This window comes from Nesterenkonia sp. K-15-9-6 (assembly GCF_052656005.1).
The window spans coordinates 24,306-38,549 of sequence record NZ_JBQYEY010000011.1 but is presented as its reverse complement, the minus strand read 5'-3'; the positions used below and the strand labels follow the sequence as shown (position 1 = coordinate 38,549).

General features: G+C 70.6%; 12 protein-coding genes and 3 riboswitches. Of the genes, 7 read left to right on the top strand and 5 right to left on the bottom strand.

Annotated features, from left to right (window positions below; translation table 11 throughout):
• Positions 1-43 precede the first annotated feature (43 nt).
• Complete coding sequence (locus SD455_RS08555) at positions 44-706, bottom strand: methionine ABC transporter permease (protein WP_445507826.1); 663 nt, start codon at positions 704-706, stop codon at positions 44-46.
• The gene (locus SD455_RS08550) at positions 706-1,677 is read right to left on the bottom strand and encodes a methionine ABC transporter ATP-binding protein (protein ID WP_445507825.1); all 972 of its coding nucleotides are present in this window, start codon (positions 1,675-1,677) and stop codon (positions 706-708) included. The genes SD455_RS08555 and SD455_RS08550 overlap by 1 nt, the downstream gene beginning before the upstream one ends.
• Before the next feature lie 7 nt (positions 1,678-1,684).
• A riboswitch (SAM riboswitch) is annotated at positions 1,685-1,796 on the bottom strand.
• Positions 1,797-2,009: 213 nt separating this feature from the next.
• Positions 2,010-2,126: riboswitch (SAM riboswitch) on the top strand.
• A gap of 10 nt (positions 2,127-2,136) precedes the next feature.
• On the opposite strand from SD455_RS08550, the gene SD455_RS08545 reads away from it, so the two are divergent.
• The 7 genes from SD455_RS08545 to SD455_RS08515 all read left to right on the top strand — a co-directional run bounded on the left by SD455_RS08545 (position 2,137) and on the right by SD455_RS08515 (position 10,078).
• Positions 2,137-2,754: a flavin reductase family protein gene (locus SD455_RS08545; protein WP_445507824.1), complete on the top strand. Its 618-nt coding sequence runs from the start codon at positions 2,137-2,139 to the stop codon at positions 2,752-2,754.
• Positions 2,755-2,868: 114 nt separating this feature from the next.
• A riboswitch (SAM riboswitch) is annotated at positions 2,869-2,989 on the top strand.
• Positions 2,990-3,116: 127 nt separating this feature from the next.
• Complete coding sequence (locus SD455_RS08540) at positions 3,117-3,872, top strand: ABC transporter ATP-binding protein (protein WP_445507870.1); 756 nt, start codon at positions 3,117-3,119, stop codon at positions 3,870-3,872.
• Positions 3,873-4,034: 162 nt separating this feature from the next.
• On the top strand, positions 4,035-5,144 hold the full coding sequence (locus tag SD455_RS08535; protein WP_445507823.1) for an aliphatic sulfonate ABC transporter substrate-binding protein: 1,110 nt from the start codon (positions 4,035-4,037) through the stop codon (positions 5,142-5,144).
• A complete protein-coding gene (locus SD455_RS08530) occupies positions 5,144-6,055 on the top strand; it encodes an ABC transporter permease (protein WP_085437738.1) in 912 nt (303 codons plus the stop codon). Before SD455_RS08535 ends, SD455_RS08530 begins: the two co-directional genes overlap by 1 nt.
• On the top strand, positions 6,046-8,121 hold the full coding sequence (gene acs, locus SD455_RS08525) for an acetate--CoA ligase (protein WP_445507822.1): 2,076 nt from the start codon (positions 6,046-6,048) through the stop codon (positions 8,119-8,121). Before SD455_RS08530 ends, acs begins: the two co-directional genes overlap by 10 nt.
• A gap of 74 nt (positions 8,122-8,195) precedes the next feature.
• The gene (locus tag SD455_RS08520) at positions 8,196-9,536 is read left to right on the top strand and encodes an O-acetylhomoserine aminocarboxypropyltransferase/cysteine synthase family protein (protein WP_085437739.1); all 1,341 of its coding nucleotides are present in this window, start codon (positions 8,196-8,198) and stop codon (positions 9,534-9,536) included.
• On the top strand, positions 9,536-10,078 hold the full coding sequence (locus tag SD455_RS08515) for a CoA-binding protein (RefSeq protein ID WP_083277462.1): 543 nt from the start codon (positions 9,536-9,538) through the stop codon (positions 10,076-10,078). Before SD455_RS08520 ends, SD455_RS08515 begins: the two co-directional genes overlap by 1 nt.
• Positions 10,079-10,132: 54 nt before the next feature.
• On the opposite strand, the gene SD455_RS08510 is transcribed toward SD455_RS08515, so the two are convergent.
• The 3 genes from SD455_RS08510 to SD455_RS08500 form a co-directional block, all read right to left on the bottom strand.
• Positions 10,133-11,416: a hypothetical protein gene (locus SD455_RS08510; protein WP_445507821.1), complete on the bottom strand. Its 1,284-nt coding sequence runs from the start codon at positions 11,414-11,416 to the stop codon at positions 10,133-10,135.
• On the bottom strand, positions 11,413-12,846 hold the full coding sequence (locus SD455_RS08505) for a Wzz/FepE/Etk N-terminal domain-containing protein (protein ID WP_445507820.1): 1,434 nt from the start codon (positions 12,844-12,846) through the stop codon (positions 11,413-11,415). The genes SD455_RS08510 and SD455_RS08505 overlap by 4 nt, the downstream gene beginning before the upstream one ends.
• Before the next feature lie 281 nt (positions 12,847-13,127).
• Positions 13,128-14,213: a hypothetical protein gene (locus SD455_RS08500; protein WP_445507819.1), complete on the bottom strand. Its 1,086-nt coding sequence runs from the start codon at positions 14,211-14,213 to the stop codon at positions 13,128-13,130.
• Positions 14,214-14,244 lie beyond the last annotated feature (31 nt).

Below are 14,244 nucleotides of genomic sequence, written 5' to 3'. Positions count from 1 at the left end.
AGGAGTGCGCACGGAGCGCAGGGGCGGCCGAACCGGCCGGTGGTCAGATGCGCTTGTCGGTGAGCCGCGAGAGGCGGGTGCCACTGAACTGCACGAGCGTCACCAGGGCGATCATCAGCACGATGGCGACCATCATCACCGCGGTCTCATAGCGGTAGTACCCGTACCGGATGGCGAAGTCGCCGATTCCGCCGCCGCCGACCAGTCCGACCATGGCCGAATAGGAGATGAAGCTGACGGTGGTGATCGTGATGGACCCGATGATCGCCGGCTTGGCGTCCACCAGCAGCACATTGCGGATGATCTGTCCGCGAGTGGCCCCCATGGCACGGGAGGCCTCCACCGCCCCGGACCCCAGCTGGGTGATGTTCTGCTCCACCAGCCGGGCGAAGTAGGGAATGGCGTTGACCGTGAGTGGGACGATCGCAGCCGCCGTGCCGACCGTGGTGCCGACGACCAGCCGGGTGAACGGAATGATCGCGATCAGCAGGATGAGGAACGGGAAGGAGCGGACCATATTGACGATCCCGCTGACCAGCGCATGGGCGCGGGGCAGCGGAGCGATTCCGCCCGGGGCATGGATGAACAGCCAGATGCCCAGCGGAGTGCCGAACAGCACCGCCAGCGGGATGGCCACCGCGATCATGGCGAAGGTCTCCAGCATGGCCTGGACGAGTTCGGGCTGCAGTTCGAGGATGCGTTCCATCAGCGACGACCTCCCTCGAACGGCACGGCGGCGAGCAGCTCAGAGGCCGCGAGCCTCCGGGGGCCACGGGGCGGGTCCTGGGGCGCCGGCGGCTCTGCGGACTCTGCCGACTCTGCGGACTCTGCGGACTCTGCCGACTCTGCGGACTCTGCGGCGCGACCCTGGTCCCCGCTCGGCGTCGGCGCCTGCGTCCGGGCGCCGCCGTCACGGTCCACACTGATGCCGTCGCTGACCAGGTACCGGCCGATGGAGGTGTGCGGAGCGAAGCCCTCGCGCTGCAGCTCCCGGGCGGGGAACTGCTCCACCACGCGGCCGGACTCCATGACGGCGACGTGATCGGCCAGGGCCTTGATGACCTCCATCTCGTGGGTCACGATGACCACGGTGATGCCGAGCTCGCGGTTCACGTCGGCGAGATACTGCAGCACCGTCGCCGTGGTGAAGGGGTCCAGGGCGGAGGTCGGCTCGTCACACAGCAGCACCTCCGGCCGAGTGGCCAGGGCGCGAGCGATGGCCACCCGCTGCTTCTGCCCGCCGGAGAGCTGGGCCGGGTACACCTTGGCCTTGTCGGTGATGTCCACGATCTCCAGCGCCTCGGCGGCGCGACGCCGGCGGACGCGACGGTCCTTCTCGCCGGCGAACTTCAGGGACAGCTCCACGTTCTGGGCGACGGTCAGATTGTTCACCAGGTTGAACCCCTGGAAGATCATGCCGATCTGGTGCCGGGCGCGACGCAGAGCCTCGTCGTCGAGGGCGGTCAGCTCCACCCCGCCCACATGCACCTCACCCGAGGTGGGGCGCTCAAGCAGGTTGATGTTGCGCAGCAGCGTGGACTTCCCGGCGCCGGAGAAGCCGATGATCCCCTGGATGCTCCCGCGGGGGATCTCCAAGGAGACGTCATCGACGGCGTGGATGGGCTCCTTGCCCCGGGCAGCGGGGAAGGACGTGGACACATGGCGCAGTGAGATCATCGGGCATTCTCCATCGTCTCTGGCGTTAGCACCGTTCCCCGGGCCGCACTGGGCACGGCTGCTCCGGGTGGTTGCTGCGACGTCGTCGAGCCAGATCTCTCAGTCGCTCTGGATGGGTTCGTTGGGGTCAACCATACGCGCAGCAGATGAACAATCGTCAAGTCAGCGGATTGAGTTCATGTCACGAGGCGTAAGAATGTACAGCCCCCTCGGACTGAGGGAGCCACACTCTGGACGCATCCTGCGCGCCCGCTGGACGGAATATGTCGCCGCGTCTCATCCTGCGAACGGTTCTTTGATCACATCTCTCTGCGGCCGTACGCTGGACACACAGACCATCCCGAGCGGCCGAGAGATCTGGCTCGTCGACGCCGCAGCAACCTTCGGATGCGATCCGCCCCCTCCGGCGGATCCTTCAGAAAAGGTGCTACCGCCAGGACCGATGGGAGTTGATCCGCCATGAGCACCGCACTGGCCGCCGCCGAGCGCCCCACGACCACCGTGGAGGAGACCGTGCCGCACGCGCCCGCTGACACCGGAGCCCGCCCCGCCGTGGGCCGCGCCGCCACCCGGCTGGCCGACGTCGATCCGCTGGAGCTGCGCCGGACCTTCGGCCACTTCCCGCAGGGGGTGGTGGTCGTCGCCGCCGAGGTGGACGGCCGCCCGGAAGGGCTCGTGGCCTCCACCTTCACCATCGGCGTCTCGCTCGAGCCGCCGCTGGCCACGGTGGCGGTGCAGCACAGCTCCACCACCTGGCCGAAGCTGGCCGGGGCGGACACCGAGCTGGGAGTGTCACTGATCGGGCACGGCCAGTCGGAGCTGTGCCGGAAGATCGCCTCCAAGGACCGGGAGAACCGATTCACCGGCCTGAGGACAAGCATCGGCACAGGTGGGTCGATCACCCTGGAGGGTGCGCCCGTCACCTTCACCACCCGCATCTACGACCAGGTCCGGGCCGGCGACCATGACATCGTCGTGCTCGAGCTGCTGGACCTGGCGGTCGAGGACTCCGCCGAGGCGCTGGTGTTCCACCAGAGCGAGTTCAAGAGCCTCGGCCCGCTGTCTCCCGAAGCCTGAGGGCATCCCCCTCCATCCGGGGGCACCGTCGTCGGGCCCACGCCACCCCACATGTCTCACACTGTGACATCACCTTTGCCCGGCCCACGCTGATCCGCGTAGGGTTGAGCACGTACACCATCCCGAGCGGCTGAGAGATCTGGCTCTGTGACGCCGCAGCAACCTTCGGATGCGTCGATCGGCCTCTCTGTGCCCGTCGCATCAGAAAAGGTGCTACCGCCAGGATCGATGGGAGTGAATTTCCTATGGGTTCGTCTGCACCCGCACTCGTGACGCACGAGTCTGACCAGCACCTCTCCGAGCATTCCGGCGGCGTCGCTCTGCTGGACCGTCCCGCCCCCGCAGGGGCCGCCACGCATTCGATGGACGTGCAGCTGCGCGGTGTGGGGCGCGCCTTCGACGGACGCACCGTCCTGCACGACGTCGACCTGCACATCTCCCCCGGCGAGGTGGTCGCCATCCTGGGCGCCTCCGGCTGCGGGAAGTCCACGCTACTGCGCGCCGTCGGCGGTCTCGACGCCGGATGCTCCGGTGAGGTCATCATCGACGGCACCCCGGTGCGCACCTATGACGAACGGACCGCCGTCGGCTTCCAGGAGCCTCGGCTGCTGCCCTGGCGCTCGGTGCACCGCAACGTCTCCCTCGGGCTGCCGCGGCACGTGTCCGCGGCGGAGGGCCGTCGGCGAGTGGATGAGCTGCTCGAACTGGTCGGCCTGGCCGAGCGCGCCCAGCTTCGCCCCCGGGAGATCTCCGGCGGCATGGCGCAGCGCGCCTCGCTGGCCCGGGCCTTGGCCCGCCGCCCCGGCGTGCTCCTGCTGGACGAGCCCTTCGGCGCCCTGGACGCCCTGACCCGGCTGAAGATGCAGGACCTCCTCCTGGACGTCCATGCGCAGACCGGCACCACGGTGCTGCTGGTGACCCACGACGTCGACGAGGCCCTGCAGCTGGCCGACCGAATCCTACTGCTCGGCGCCGACCCGGTGGACCCCGCCCGCGAGGGCGCCACCGTCTCCCGCCTGCTCACCGTTCCGGGCAGCCGGCCGCGTGACCGTGCCTCCGCCGAGCTGGCCGCCCTGCGCGGCGAGCTCCTGGCCGGCCTCGGCGTCGACGCGCACTAGCCCACCCGCCCCGGCCGGACCGCACGTTCCGCTCAGGTCTGACAGTTCAGGACTGACAGGCCGCGCGGCCCGGGCGCTCCCGGCCTCCGCTCGGCGCGGCCGGGCGGAGCCCGAGCTCGACCGGGGCGGCTCCCACCCACGCACGAAAGGTCCCTTCACGACATGCCCAGTCAGACCGACACCTCCTTCTCCCCTGCCCGCTTCCCGCGGCCGCGGTTCCGACGCGCCGCCTCCGCGACGATCGCCGGCGCGGCCGTCGCTCTGCTGGCGACCGGATGCGTGGAGGGCGAGGGATCCGGCGGCACCGCCGAGGGCGAACTGGACACGCTCACCCTCGACTTCGCCACCTACAACCCGCTCAGCCTGGTGATCATGGAGCACGGCTGGCTCGAAGAGGAGCTCTCCGAGGCCGGCACCGAGGTGGAATGGATCCAGTCCCACGGCTCCAACGACGCCAATGAGAAGCTGCGTGCCGAGGCCATCGACGTCGGATCCACGGCCGGCTCCGCCGCCCTGCTGGCGCGCGCCAACGGCGCCCCGCAGCAGATCATCCTCATCGAGAACCAGCCGGAGTGGGCCGCCCTGGTCACCTCGCCGGACTCGGGGATCACCGACGTCGGCGACCTCGAGGGCGGCTCCGTGGCCGCCACGCTGGGCACCGACCCGTACTTCTTCCTGGTGCAGTCCCTGCACGAGGCCGGCCTGGAGGTGGGCGATGTGGAGGTGCAGAACCTGCAGCACGCGGACGGCCGCAGCGCGCTGGCCAACGGCGACGTCGACGCCTGGGCCGGACTGGACCCGATCATGGCGGGAGCCGAGGCCGACGGCGAGACGCTGTTCTACCGGAACGTGGACTTCAACACCTACAGCGTGATCAACGCGACCGAGTCGTTCATCGAGGACCACCCCGACGTCGCCCAGACCGTGGTGGACGTCTATGAGCAGGCCCGCGAATGGGCTCAGGAGAACCCCGAGGAGACAGCCGAGATCCTGGCCGAGCACAGCAACATCGACCTGGAGGTCGCCCAGACGGTGATCCGGGAGCGGTCGAACTTCGACGTCGACCCGGTCCCCGGCGCCGCCCAGCGTGAGGTGCTGCAGGAGGTCGGTCCGATCTTCCTCGACACCGGCGACGTCTCCAGCCAGGACAGCATCGACGAGGCGCTCGAGACGCTGTTCCATCCGGAGTTCGCGGAGAACCGGCAGGCCACCGACGCCGAGGGCTCTGAGGACGAGGCCACGATCGTCGAGGACGACGAGGATGATCAGTGATGAGCCAGACGCTGCCTGACGGCGCTCGGACCCGGGACGAGGAGGGCCGCCACCAGAGCGCGGAGCCCGCACGGGTGCTGGGCGACCGTGACTCAGCCGCACCCCGGCCGGTGACCGGCCCGGACAGTCCGGACGCTGGAGTGCCTGCTCGTGTACGTCGCATCCCCGGCGGTCGGGTCCTCATCGGAGCGATCGTGCCGCTGGTCCTGCTGGCCCTCTGGTACGGCGTCACCGCGGCCGGCGTCTTCTCCCCGGTGCAGCTGCCGACTCCGCAGTCGGTGCTGGCCGCCGGGGTGGAGCTGTTCGAGCGCGGGGAGCTCTATCAGCACATCGCCATCTCCGTGCAGCGGGTGCTGCTGGGCTTCGCCGTGGGCGCGGGCCTGGGCCTGGCGCTGGGCTCGGTGCTGGGGCTCTCCAAGGTCGCCGACTCCCTGCTGCACCCCACCATCGGGGCCTTCCGGGCCGTGCCGTCCCTGGCGTGGGTGCCGCTGCTCATCCTGTGGATGGGCATCTATGAGGACTCCAAGGTCACGCTCATCGCCATCGGTGCGTTCTTCCCCGTCTTCACCGCCGTGCACTCCGCGCTGCGGCACGTGGATCCACAGCTGGTGGAGGCCGGCCGCGCGTTCGGGTACCACGGGCTGCGCCTGCTGGTCACCGTGCAGCTGCCCGCCGTGGTGCCCAGCGTGTTCTCCGGGCTGCGCCTCGCGCTCGCCCAGGCCTGGCTGTTCCTGGTGGCCGCGGAGCTGATCGCCTCCTCCATGGGGCTGGGCTTCCTGCTGACCGACTCCCAGAACAACGGGCGCACCGACCGTCTGCTGCTGGCCATCATCCTGCTGGCGATCCTGGGCAAGATCACCGACGCGCTGCTGGGCGTCGTGGAGAGGAAGGCGCTGAAGACATGGGCGTGACGCCGGCGTCAGACATCGATCGGGCGACTCTGCAGCACCCGCTGACCGCGGACGTCCACTCCTGGGCGGACCCGGTCACCGAACAGGAGCGCCTGGCCTTCTGGGACCAGGCGGCGTCCCTGCTGGACTGGGAGACCCCCTGGCACACCACCCACCGGTGGACAGATCCGGACCCGCGCACCCGCCGCGGCCCGGACATCCGCTGGTTCGACGGCGGCACGCTCAACGCCGGAGTCAACTGCGTGGACCGCCATGTGGCCGCCGGGCGCGGTGACGTCGTCGCCCTCCATTTCGAAGGCGAGCCCGGGGACCGGCAGGACGTCACCTACGCGCAGCTGCAGGACAAGGTCAATCAGGCAGCCAACGCCCTGACCGCCCTGGGGGTGGGCCGTGGGGACCGGGTGGTGATCTACCTGCCGGTGCTGGTGGAGACGGTGGTGATCACCCTGGCCTGCGCCCGCATCGGGGCGGTGCACTCGCTGGTCTTCGGCGGATTCTCCGCCGAGGCGCTGCGCTTCCGCGTGGAGGACACCGGGGCGGCGCTGCTGGTCACCACCGACGGCCAGTTCCGCCGAGGGCAGGCTGTGCCGGTGAAGGAGAACGCCGACGCCGCCGTGGAGGGCCTCTCCGTGGCCGAGGGCGGCAGCCTGCGCCATGTGCTGGTCATCCGCCGCACCGGCTCGGAGATCCCCTGGACCGCCGAGGACCTCGCCGGGGACGGTCTGGGCCGAGACGTCTGGTGGCATGACGTCGTGGAGTCCGCCTCGACCGAGCACATCGCGGAAGCCTTCGACGCCGAGCAGGACCTGTTCATCATGTACACCTCCGGCACCACCGGCAAGCCCAAGGGGCTGGTGCACACCACCGGCGGGTACCTCACCGGGGCGCTGTTCACCTATCTGCGGCTCTTCGCCCACCCGGATCCGGCCCGCCGGGGCGACGACGTCCACTGGTGCACCGCGGACCTGGCCTGGGTCACCGCCCACACCTATGAGATCTATGGGCCGCTCGCCGCCGGCGCCACGCAGGTGATCTACGAGGGCACGCCGAACACCCCGCATCCCGGGCGACACTTCGAGATCATCCAGCGCCACAGCGTGACCACCTACTACACGGCCCCCACCCTGGTGCGGTCCCTGATGGGCTGGTTCCCCGACGGCGTCCCTGACCACTACGACCTCTCCTCCCTGCGCCTGCTGGGCACCGTGGGCGAGGCGGTGAACCCGGAGGCCTGGACCTGGCTGCGCAGCCAGCTCGGCCGGGACACCCGTGACGACCACGGCGCCCCGGCGATCCCCATGGTGGACACCTGGTGGCAGTCCGAATCCGGTTCCACCGTGCTGACCCCGCGCCCGGAGGACACCGGCCTGAAGCCCGGCTGCGCCACCCGCGCCATGCCGGGCGTGGCGGTGGACGTCGTCGACGACGCCGGCGCACCGGTCCCGGCCGAGACGCAGGGCAGCATCGTGCTCACCCACACCGGCCCCTCCATGGCCCGCACCGTCTGGGGCGACCCGGAGCGGTACTACACCTCCTATTGGCAGAAGTACGCGGACCAGGGCTGGTTCCTGGCCGGGGACGGCGCCAAACGCGACGCCGACGGCGATCTGTGGATCCTGGGGCGGATCGACGACGTCATCAACATCTCCGGGCACCGGCTCTCCACCATCGAGATCGAGTCGGCGCTGGTCTCCCACCCGGACGTGGTGGAGGCCGGGGTGTGTCCCGTGCCGGACGCCACCACCGGGCACGCCGCCGTCGCGTTCACCGTGCTGACCGCCGCGGCCCGCGAGCGGCTGAACGGGGCGCTCACGGCCGGCGACAGCGAGGCGGAGGCGCGGCTGCTGGCCGAGCTGCGGTCCCACGTCGGCTCCGTGATCGGCCCGGTGGCCAAGCCGCGCACCGTCATCCCGGTGCCGGAGGTGCCCAAGACCCGTTCCGGGAAGATCATGCGCCGGCTGCTCACCCAGCTGCACGAGGACGACACCCTCGGCGACACCACGAGCCTGCAGAACGAACACTGCGTGCCGCAGATCGCTCAGATCTGCCGAGAACGCGTCGGCTGAGCCCGCCGCGCGCCGAGACCACCCGGCCCGTGCAGACCACCACCCAGACCCCCGCCACCGACTCAGGAGCATCCATGAGTGATCGACAGTTCGGATTCCGCACCAGAGCCCTGCATGCCGGGGCCGTGCCGGATGCCGTCTACGGCACCCGCGCGGTGCCGATCCACCAGTCCACGTCCTTCGTGTTCAAGGACACCGACGACGCCGCGAACCTGTTCGCGCTGCAGAAGTTCGGCAACATCTACTCGCGCATCGGCAACCCCACGGTGGCCGCGCTGGAGGAGCGCCTCGCCTCGCTGGAGGGCGGCATCGGAGCCGTGGCCACGGCCTCCGGCATGAGCGCGGAGTTCCTCGTCTTCGCGGCCCTGTGCGGCCAGGGGGACCACATCGTGGCCTCCTCGAAGCTCTACGGGGGCACCATCACCCAGCTGGACGTCTCCCTGCGCCGCTTCGGGATCGAGACCACCTTCGTGGACTCGGACGAGGCGGAGGACTTCAAGGCCGCGCTGCAGGAGAACACCAAGCTGATCTTCACCGAGGTCGTGACCAACCCCAGCAGCGACGTCGTGGATCTGCCCGGACTGGCCGGGGTGGCCCACGAGCACGGCATCCCGCTGGTGGTGGACTCCACGCTGACCACCCCCTACCTGCTGCGCCCCATCGAGCACGGCGCAGACATCGTCACCCACTCGGTGACGAAGTTCCTCGGCGGCCACGGCACCACGCTGGGCGGCGTGATCGTGGAGTCCGGCACCTTCCCGTGGAACAACGGCAAGTTCCCGCAGATGACCGAGCCGGTGGAGTCCTACGGCGGGCTCTCCTGGTGGGGCAACTTCGCGGAGTACGGGTTCCTCACCAAGATCCGTGCCGAGCAGCTGCGCGACTTCGGGCCGTCGCTGACCCCGCAGGCCGCCTTCCAGCTGATCCAGGGGGTGGAGACCCTGCCGCAGCGCATGGAGGAGCACACCGCCAACGCGCAGAAGGTCGCCGAATGGCTGGAGGCCGATGAGCGCGTGGAGTACGTGAACCACTCGGGTCTCCCCTCCCATCCGCACCATGAGCGGGCCAAGGACCTGCTGCCGCTGGGCACCAGCTCGGTGTTCAGCTTCGGCGTGCGCGGCGGCCGGGAGACCGGGGCCCGGTTCATCGAGGAGCTGCAGCTGGCCAGCCACCTGGCCAATGTGGGCGACGCCCGCACCCTGGTGCTGCACCCGGCCTCGACCACCCACCAGCAGCTCACCCAGGACCAGCTGACGGCCGCCGGCATCCCGGAGGACCTGATCCGCATCTCGGTGGGCCTGGAGGACGTCGAGGACATCATCTGGGATCTGGACCAGGCGTTGGATCGCGCCCTGGCCGCTCAGCAGGAGGCGCCCGCCGTCGTCGGCGCCGCACAGAACGGAGGCGAGGCCTGATGACCAGCGCACCCCAGACCGCCGGCCCGGCGGAGACCGTGACCGCGGAGCACCCGCACGGGACCTGGCAGGAGCCGGACGCCGCGCGCCGGCTGCAGCTGCTGCGCTCGGCGAAGTCCGTGGCGATCGTGGGCATGAGCGACAAGCCGGCCCGCGCCAGCTACTTCGTGGCCACCTATCTGACCTCCGACTCCAGCTACCGGCTCTACTACGTCAATCCGCGGATCAGCGAGGTCCTGGGCGAGCCCGGCTACGCCTCCCTGCAGGACCTGCCCGAGGCGCCGGACATCGTGGTGGCGTTCCGCCGGCCGGATGACCTCCCCGCCCTGGCGGAGGAGGCCGCGGAGGTCGGCGCGAAGACCCTGTGGGTGCAGCTGGGCATCCACTCCGAGGAGGCCATGCAGCGCGCCACCGACCTCGGCCTCAACGCCGTGCAGAACCGATGCATCAAGATCGAGCACGGCCGGTTCCACGGCAACCTGCACCTGGGCGGCTTCGACACCGGGGTGATCAGCGCCAAGCGCCAGCAGCTGGACGCCTGAGGCGCACGGCGCCTCCGCGCCGTCGCCCCCTCGTCATCTCGTCACCTCTCACCGTCACCACTCACGACGACGGCGGGGGTCCTCCTCGGTTCCGTCCGCGCACTCCGCGCGGGGCGGGGCGAGGCGGGCCCCCGCCGTCGTGCTGTGCGGGTGCTGGGCGGAGCCCCAGGGCTTCGTCCCGGTGGGCTCTCCCTCGGACTCCCCCGCGGAGGCCCGGGAGGACGTGAGGATGGCCAGCAGGAACGGCAGGACCACGTAGGGGTTGTTGAACCCGCTGACCGAGACGCTGTTGGTCACCGCGATCGCCATCAGGGTCGCCGCGAGCAGCGCCGACACTCCCGCGCGGCGCAGGAAGATCCAGGGCAGGGCCAGGATGAGCACGACGCCGAGGGCCCCGGCGTCGAAGACCACCCGCAGGGCGAAGGCGTGCAGGATCACCGAATAGCAGGTGCCGTCTTCCGCCGAGGAGAACAGGGCCTCATAGTAGGCCAGCTCCTCGCAGGTGGCCGGGCTCATCGGTGTCATCGGCAGCGTGCCCACCAGCCAGTTGACCGGCCCCCAGTCCTGCGTCTCCCGGAGGAACACGTCGAAGAACCGGACACGGTCGATGACCTCGGACTCCGCGGCACGCTCCTGGAAGATCACCAGCGGAATCACCGCGACCAGCATGGGCACCGCCAAGGAGACCATCCGCAGGAACACATCGCGGGTCCGGGTGCTCAGCATCGCGTAGAGGAAGCACAGCACATAGGCCACCGCCCCGCTGCGCGACCCGGAGAGCACCGTGAGGACGCCCAGCAGGAGCAGGAGCCACAGGCGTGACCGGGGCGATCCCCGGTGCACGACGGCGGTGAGCCCGCTGAACAGCGCCAGCTCGAAGTTGTTCTCCAGGAACAGGCCAGGGCGCTCCCCCGGCCCATGGACCACCCAGGTGAGGGCCGCCTTGACCGTCGCCAGCGAGACCAGCCACCAGGTCAACGTGGTCAGCGCCCCGCGGCGTGTCCAGTGCTGCCCGACGGCGACACCCATGGCCACCAGGTACAGCAGCCACCGGTAGGCCTGGACGAAGTCGTCCCACGGGACGTCCGTCACCCAGACCCCCATGATTCGGGTGTAGGCGTAGATCGCCACGAGGCTGAGCGGAAGCAGCGTCAGAATGCGGCCGCGCAGGAGCACGGCGCCGATGAAGAGGATGATCCACGCATCGAGGAGCATCGTCATCGGCAGCGGGGAGAACCGCCCCACGAAGAGCACGCTGATGATCGCGCAGAGGATCAGCCCGCCGGACAGCACCCTCTGCAGCCCCGATGGGAGCGTGCCCGCCGGCCGACGGGTCATGGTCGCTGCCCTCGCCTACCTGCCCGGCGCTGCCCTCCCCGGTGCCGTCCTCCTCGGTGCCGTCCTCCTCCGCGAGGACCCTCCCGCGGAGGCGCCCCACGGTGGGAGCTCGCACCACGAGACGCCGCCCGGCGAGCGCGCCGGCGGCGGCGCGCCGTCGTCCTCCCCACCACGATGACGCCGGCGAGGGACCGGCTGAGTCCTTCCAGCACACCCAGGGCCCCGGACAGCTCCTCCTGGACGGTGTGCCCAGCCCGGAGCACGAGCCACGTGGCGTCGGCGTCCCCCGCCAGCCCCAGGCCCCGGGCGTCGGCGGAGACCGGTGCGGCATTGAGGATCACCAGATCGCAGGCGGTCCGGGCGCGGTCCACGGTGTGTCGCGTGTGCCGGAGGTCGGCCTCGAGGGCACCTGTCGGGGCGTCCAGGGCCATGATCTCCACGCCGGCAGCGGGACGCCGTCCACGCACGGACACTCCCGCAACCGGGGAGGACCGGCCGTTCTCCGCGCTCTGCGGGCTCTGCGGCAGATCGGCCGCCGCCCACCCGTGCCCTCCGGAGGCTTCGATGAGCAGGACGCGGAAACCATCGCCTGCAGCCGCGCGGGCGAGAGCTTCGGCGACGTCGGCGGAGAGCACATCCGGGTCCACGCCGGCCACGAGCATCACCGGTGCGGGCCTCTCGGCACCACGGCCTCCTGACCGGGCGCGCAGGGCCTGCATCGGAGCCAGGATCCTCCGCATGGCCCCGGCCGCGTCGGATTCGGGCTCCTCACCCAGCTCCAGCACCGGCATCGACGTGCTGGCCTGCACGTCATGGCGGTCCCGCACCCTCCGGTTCAGACTCTCCCGCAGGGCGGCCGACCCCAGCCCCAGGGCGGCCCCGGCACCGGCGGCTCCGCCGAACACCAGGAGCGGCTGCGGGGAGGTCGGCGCCTCCGGCAGCACGGCGGGCTGCATGATGCTCACGGAGATCAGGTCCTGCGGTGCCCCCTGCATCGCTTCGAGGTCACCGACGAACTCCACGAGGCTGTCGGTCAGTGCCTCGGTCCGGGCCATTGAGACCTCAGGACTGGACGCGCGCACCGAGAGCTCGAGCAGGGTCGTGCCGTCGACCACCTCCGCATCGACAGAGTCCGCGAAATCGGCCAGCGGCTCCTCCACCCCCTCGCGCCGCATGACCGGCTCCAGGACCACCGGGGTGCTCACGAGGTCGGCGTAGCTGGCCACGATCTGCTCGGAGACGGACCGCCCCAGCTGCAGCTGAGACAGATCCTCACCGGTGGCGGTGGTCACGTAGATCCGCGCCGTGGAGGTGTACTCCCGAGGCGCCAGGACGAAGAAGGCGGCCCCGAGCACCAGACCGAGCAGGAACAGCGCGCAGGAGGATCTCCAGTATCGGCGCACCACGCGCAGCATGTCCCGCACCGTCATCTGTGACTCCTCCTGCCGATCGTGTCGATTCGTGGGCCACCCAGGTTCTTCCCCTGCCCAGACGAGGCTCCCGCTGTGCGGACGTGCCGCGTCCCAGGGACGGAACACCTCGCCGCCGGACGGCGGGTCAGGCTCCGCCTCCGGGGCGGATTCAGAGGCGAGCTCAGGCGCGGGTTCAGGGGCGAGCTCAGGCGCGGGCGCAGGGTCAGGCTCCGGGCCAGATGGCGCGGACCCGTCCTCGCGCCGGCGTCCCACGGCATGGGCCGGCATGGTGGACATGCTCATGACGCTCTCCTCTCCGAGGCGCAGACCTGCACGTCGCCAGGGAGCGACGCCGGAAGCCCTCCGACGAGGCCTGGAGGTGCACTCGCCGGAGGGCGGTCAGTGGGGGACGTGCTCGCCCGCGGTGTCGGCACCGCCTCCCGCAGCATCGGCAGGCTCCGCAGGCGCCGGCGGTCCTCTCCGGCGGGGACGCCCAGCTCCCGCAGCAGCATGAGCACCACGACGCCGGCGGTCAGCTGGACCAACAGCCTCAGCTCAGCGGCGGTTCCCGGGTCCAGCCGCCCGCTGTGCGTGAAGGTGCTGCGCAACCGTGCCGCATGCTCCGCCCAGACCGCGGCGGGGATCTCGGGCGCCACGACCTCGTCGACGCCGACCTGCTGAGCCAGATGTTCGAGCTTCCGGCGCAGCGTGGAATCCTTGATCTCGCGACGGCGCAGACCGGACGTGGTGACGAAGATCGCCTCGGCCGCGCCCAGCAGGACCAGCATGCTGGCCTCCGGGAACTCCTCGGAGAGCCCGGTGCCGGCCAGCAGCAGGGACAGTGCCGTCTCATGCTGGGTGCGCAGCTCCTGCCAGCCGGTCAGCAGGTCCGCGAAGGCGACGTCCGTCGTACTGAACATCGGCGGACCTGATGCGGTCGGGTCCTCGTCGGTCACGTCCCCGTCGGCCGTGTGCCCGGCGACCGGTTCCCGGCGGGTGCCCGGCAGATCTCGCGTCACCCAGACCGCCTCAGAGCTCTCGGAGCCGTCGGCCGCGATCCGAGCCTGGTACGTCACGGCGGGGCGTGCGGCCAGGCGGGCGAACGCCAGCAGACCGAGCACGCTCCTGATCTGTTCGTCCACCTCGGCGGCCGACGCCGGCCGACTCGGCACCAGGCGCAGCCGCACGGCCCTTTCCGGGTCCTGAGCAGGTTCCAGGGTGATCCTGGAGGTGGCACCGCCTCGGGTGGAGCTGCCCTCCCACCGGAGGGTGCCGCGCCACGGCCCGGGTCCGGTCAGGCTGTCGGTGAGCTGCGGCTCGTCGAGGAGCAGCTGCGCCTCCACCAGGCGGCCGCCTGAGATCTCCTGTGCATGGTTCGGTCTCATGGTTTCCCCAGTCCTGTCTGATGTCTCACTG

Bases quoted from the DNA above. Each gene is read 5' to 3' on its own strand.
- SD455_RS08555 (WP_445507826.1), bottom strand. From the start codon at position 706: ATGGAACGCATCCTCGAACTGCAGCCCGAACTCGTCCAGGCCATGCTG.
- SD455_RS08550 (WP_445507825.1), bottom strand. From the start codon at position 1,677: ATGATCTCACTGCGCCATGTGTCCACGTCCTTCCCCGCTGCCCGGGGC.
- SD455_RS08545 (WP_445507824.1), top strand. From the start codon at position 2,137: ATGAGCACCGCACTGGCCGCCGCCGAGCGCCCCACGACCACCGTGGAG.
- SD455_RS08540 (WP_445507870.1), top strand. From the start codon at position 3,117: ATGGACGTGCAGCTGCGCGGTGTGGGGCGCGCCTTCGACGGACGCACC.
- SD455_RS08535 (WP_445507823.1), top strand. From the start codon at position 4,035: ATGCCCAGTCAGACCGACACCTCCTTCTCCCCTGCCCGCTTCCCGCGG.
- SD455_RS08530 (WP_085437738.1), top strand. From the start codon at position 5,144: ATGAGCCAGACGCTGCCTGACGGCGCTCGGACCCGGGACGAGGAGGGC.
- acs (WP_445507822.1), top strand. From the start codon at position 6,046: ATGGGCGTGACGCCGGCGTCAGACATCGATCGGGCGACTCTGCAGCAC.
- SD455_RS08520 (WP_085437739.1), top strand. From the start codon at position 8,196: ATGAGTGATCGACAGTTCGGATTCCGCACCAGAGCCCTGCATGCCGGG.
- SD455_RS08515 (WP_083277462.1), top strand. From the start codon at position 9,536: ATGACCAGCGCACCCCAGACCGCCGGCCCGGCGGAGACCGTGACCGCG.
- SD455_RS08510 (WP_445507821.1), bottom strand. From the start codon at position 11,416: ATGACCCGTCGGCCGGCGGGCACGCTCCCATCGGGGCTGCAGAGGGTG.
- SD455_RS08505 (WP_445507820.1), bottom strand. From the start codon at position 12,846: ATGACGGTGCGGGACATGCTGCGCGTGGTGCGCCGATACTGGAGATCC.
- SD455_RS08500 (WP_445507819.1), bottom strand. From the start codon at position 14,213: ATGAGACCGAACCATGCACAGGAGATCTCAGGCGGCCGCCTGGTGGAG.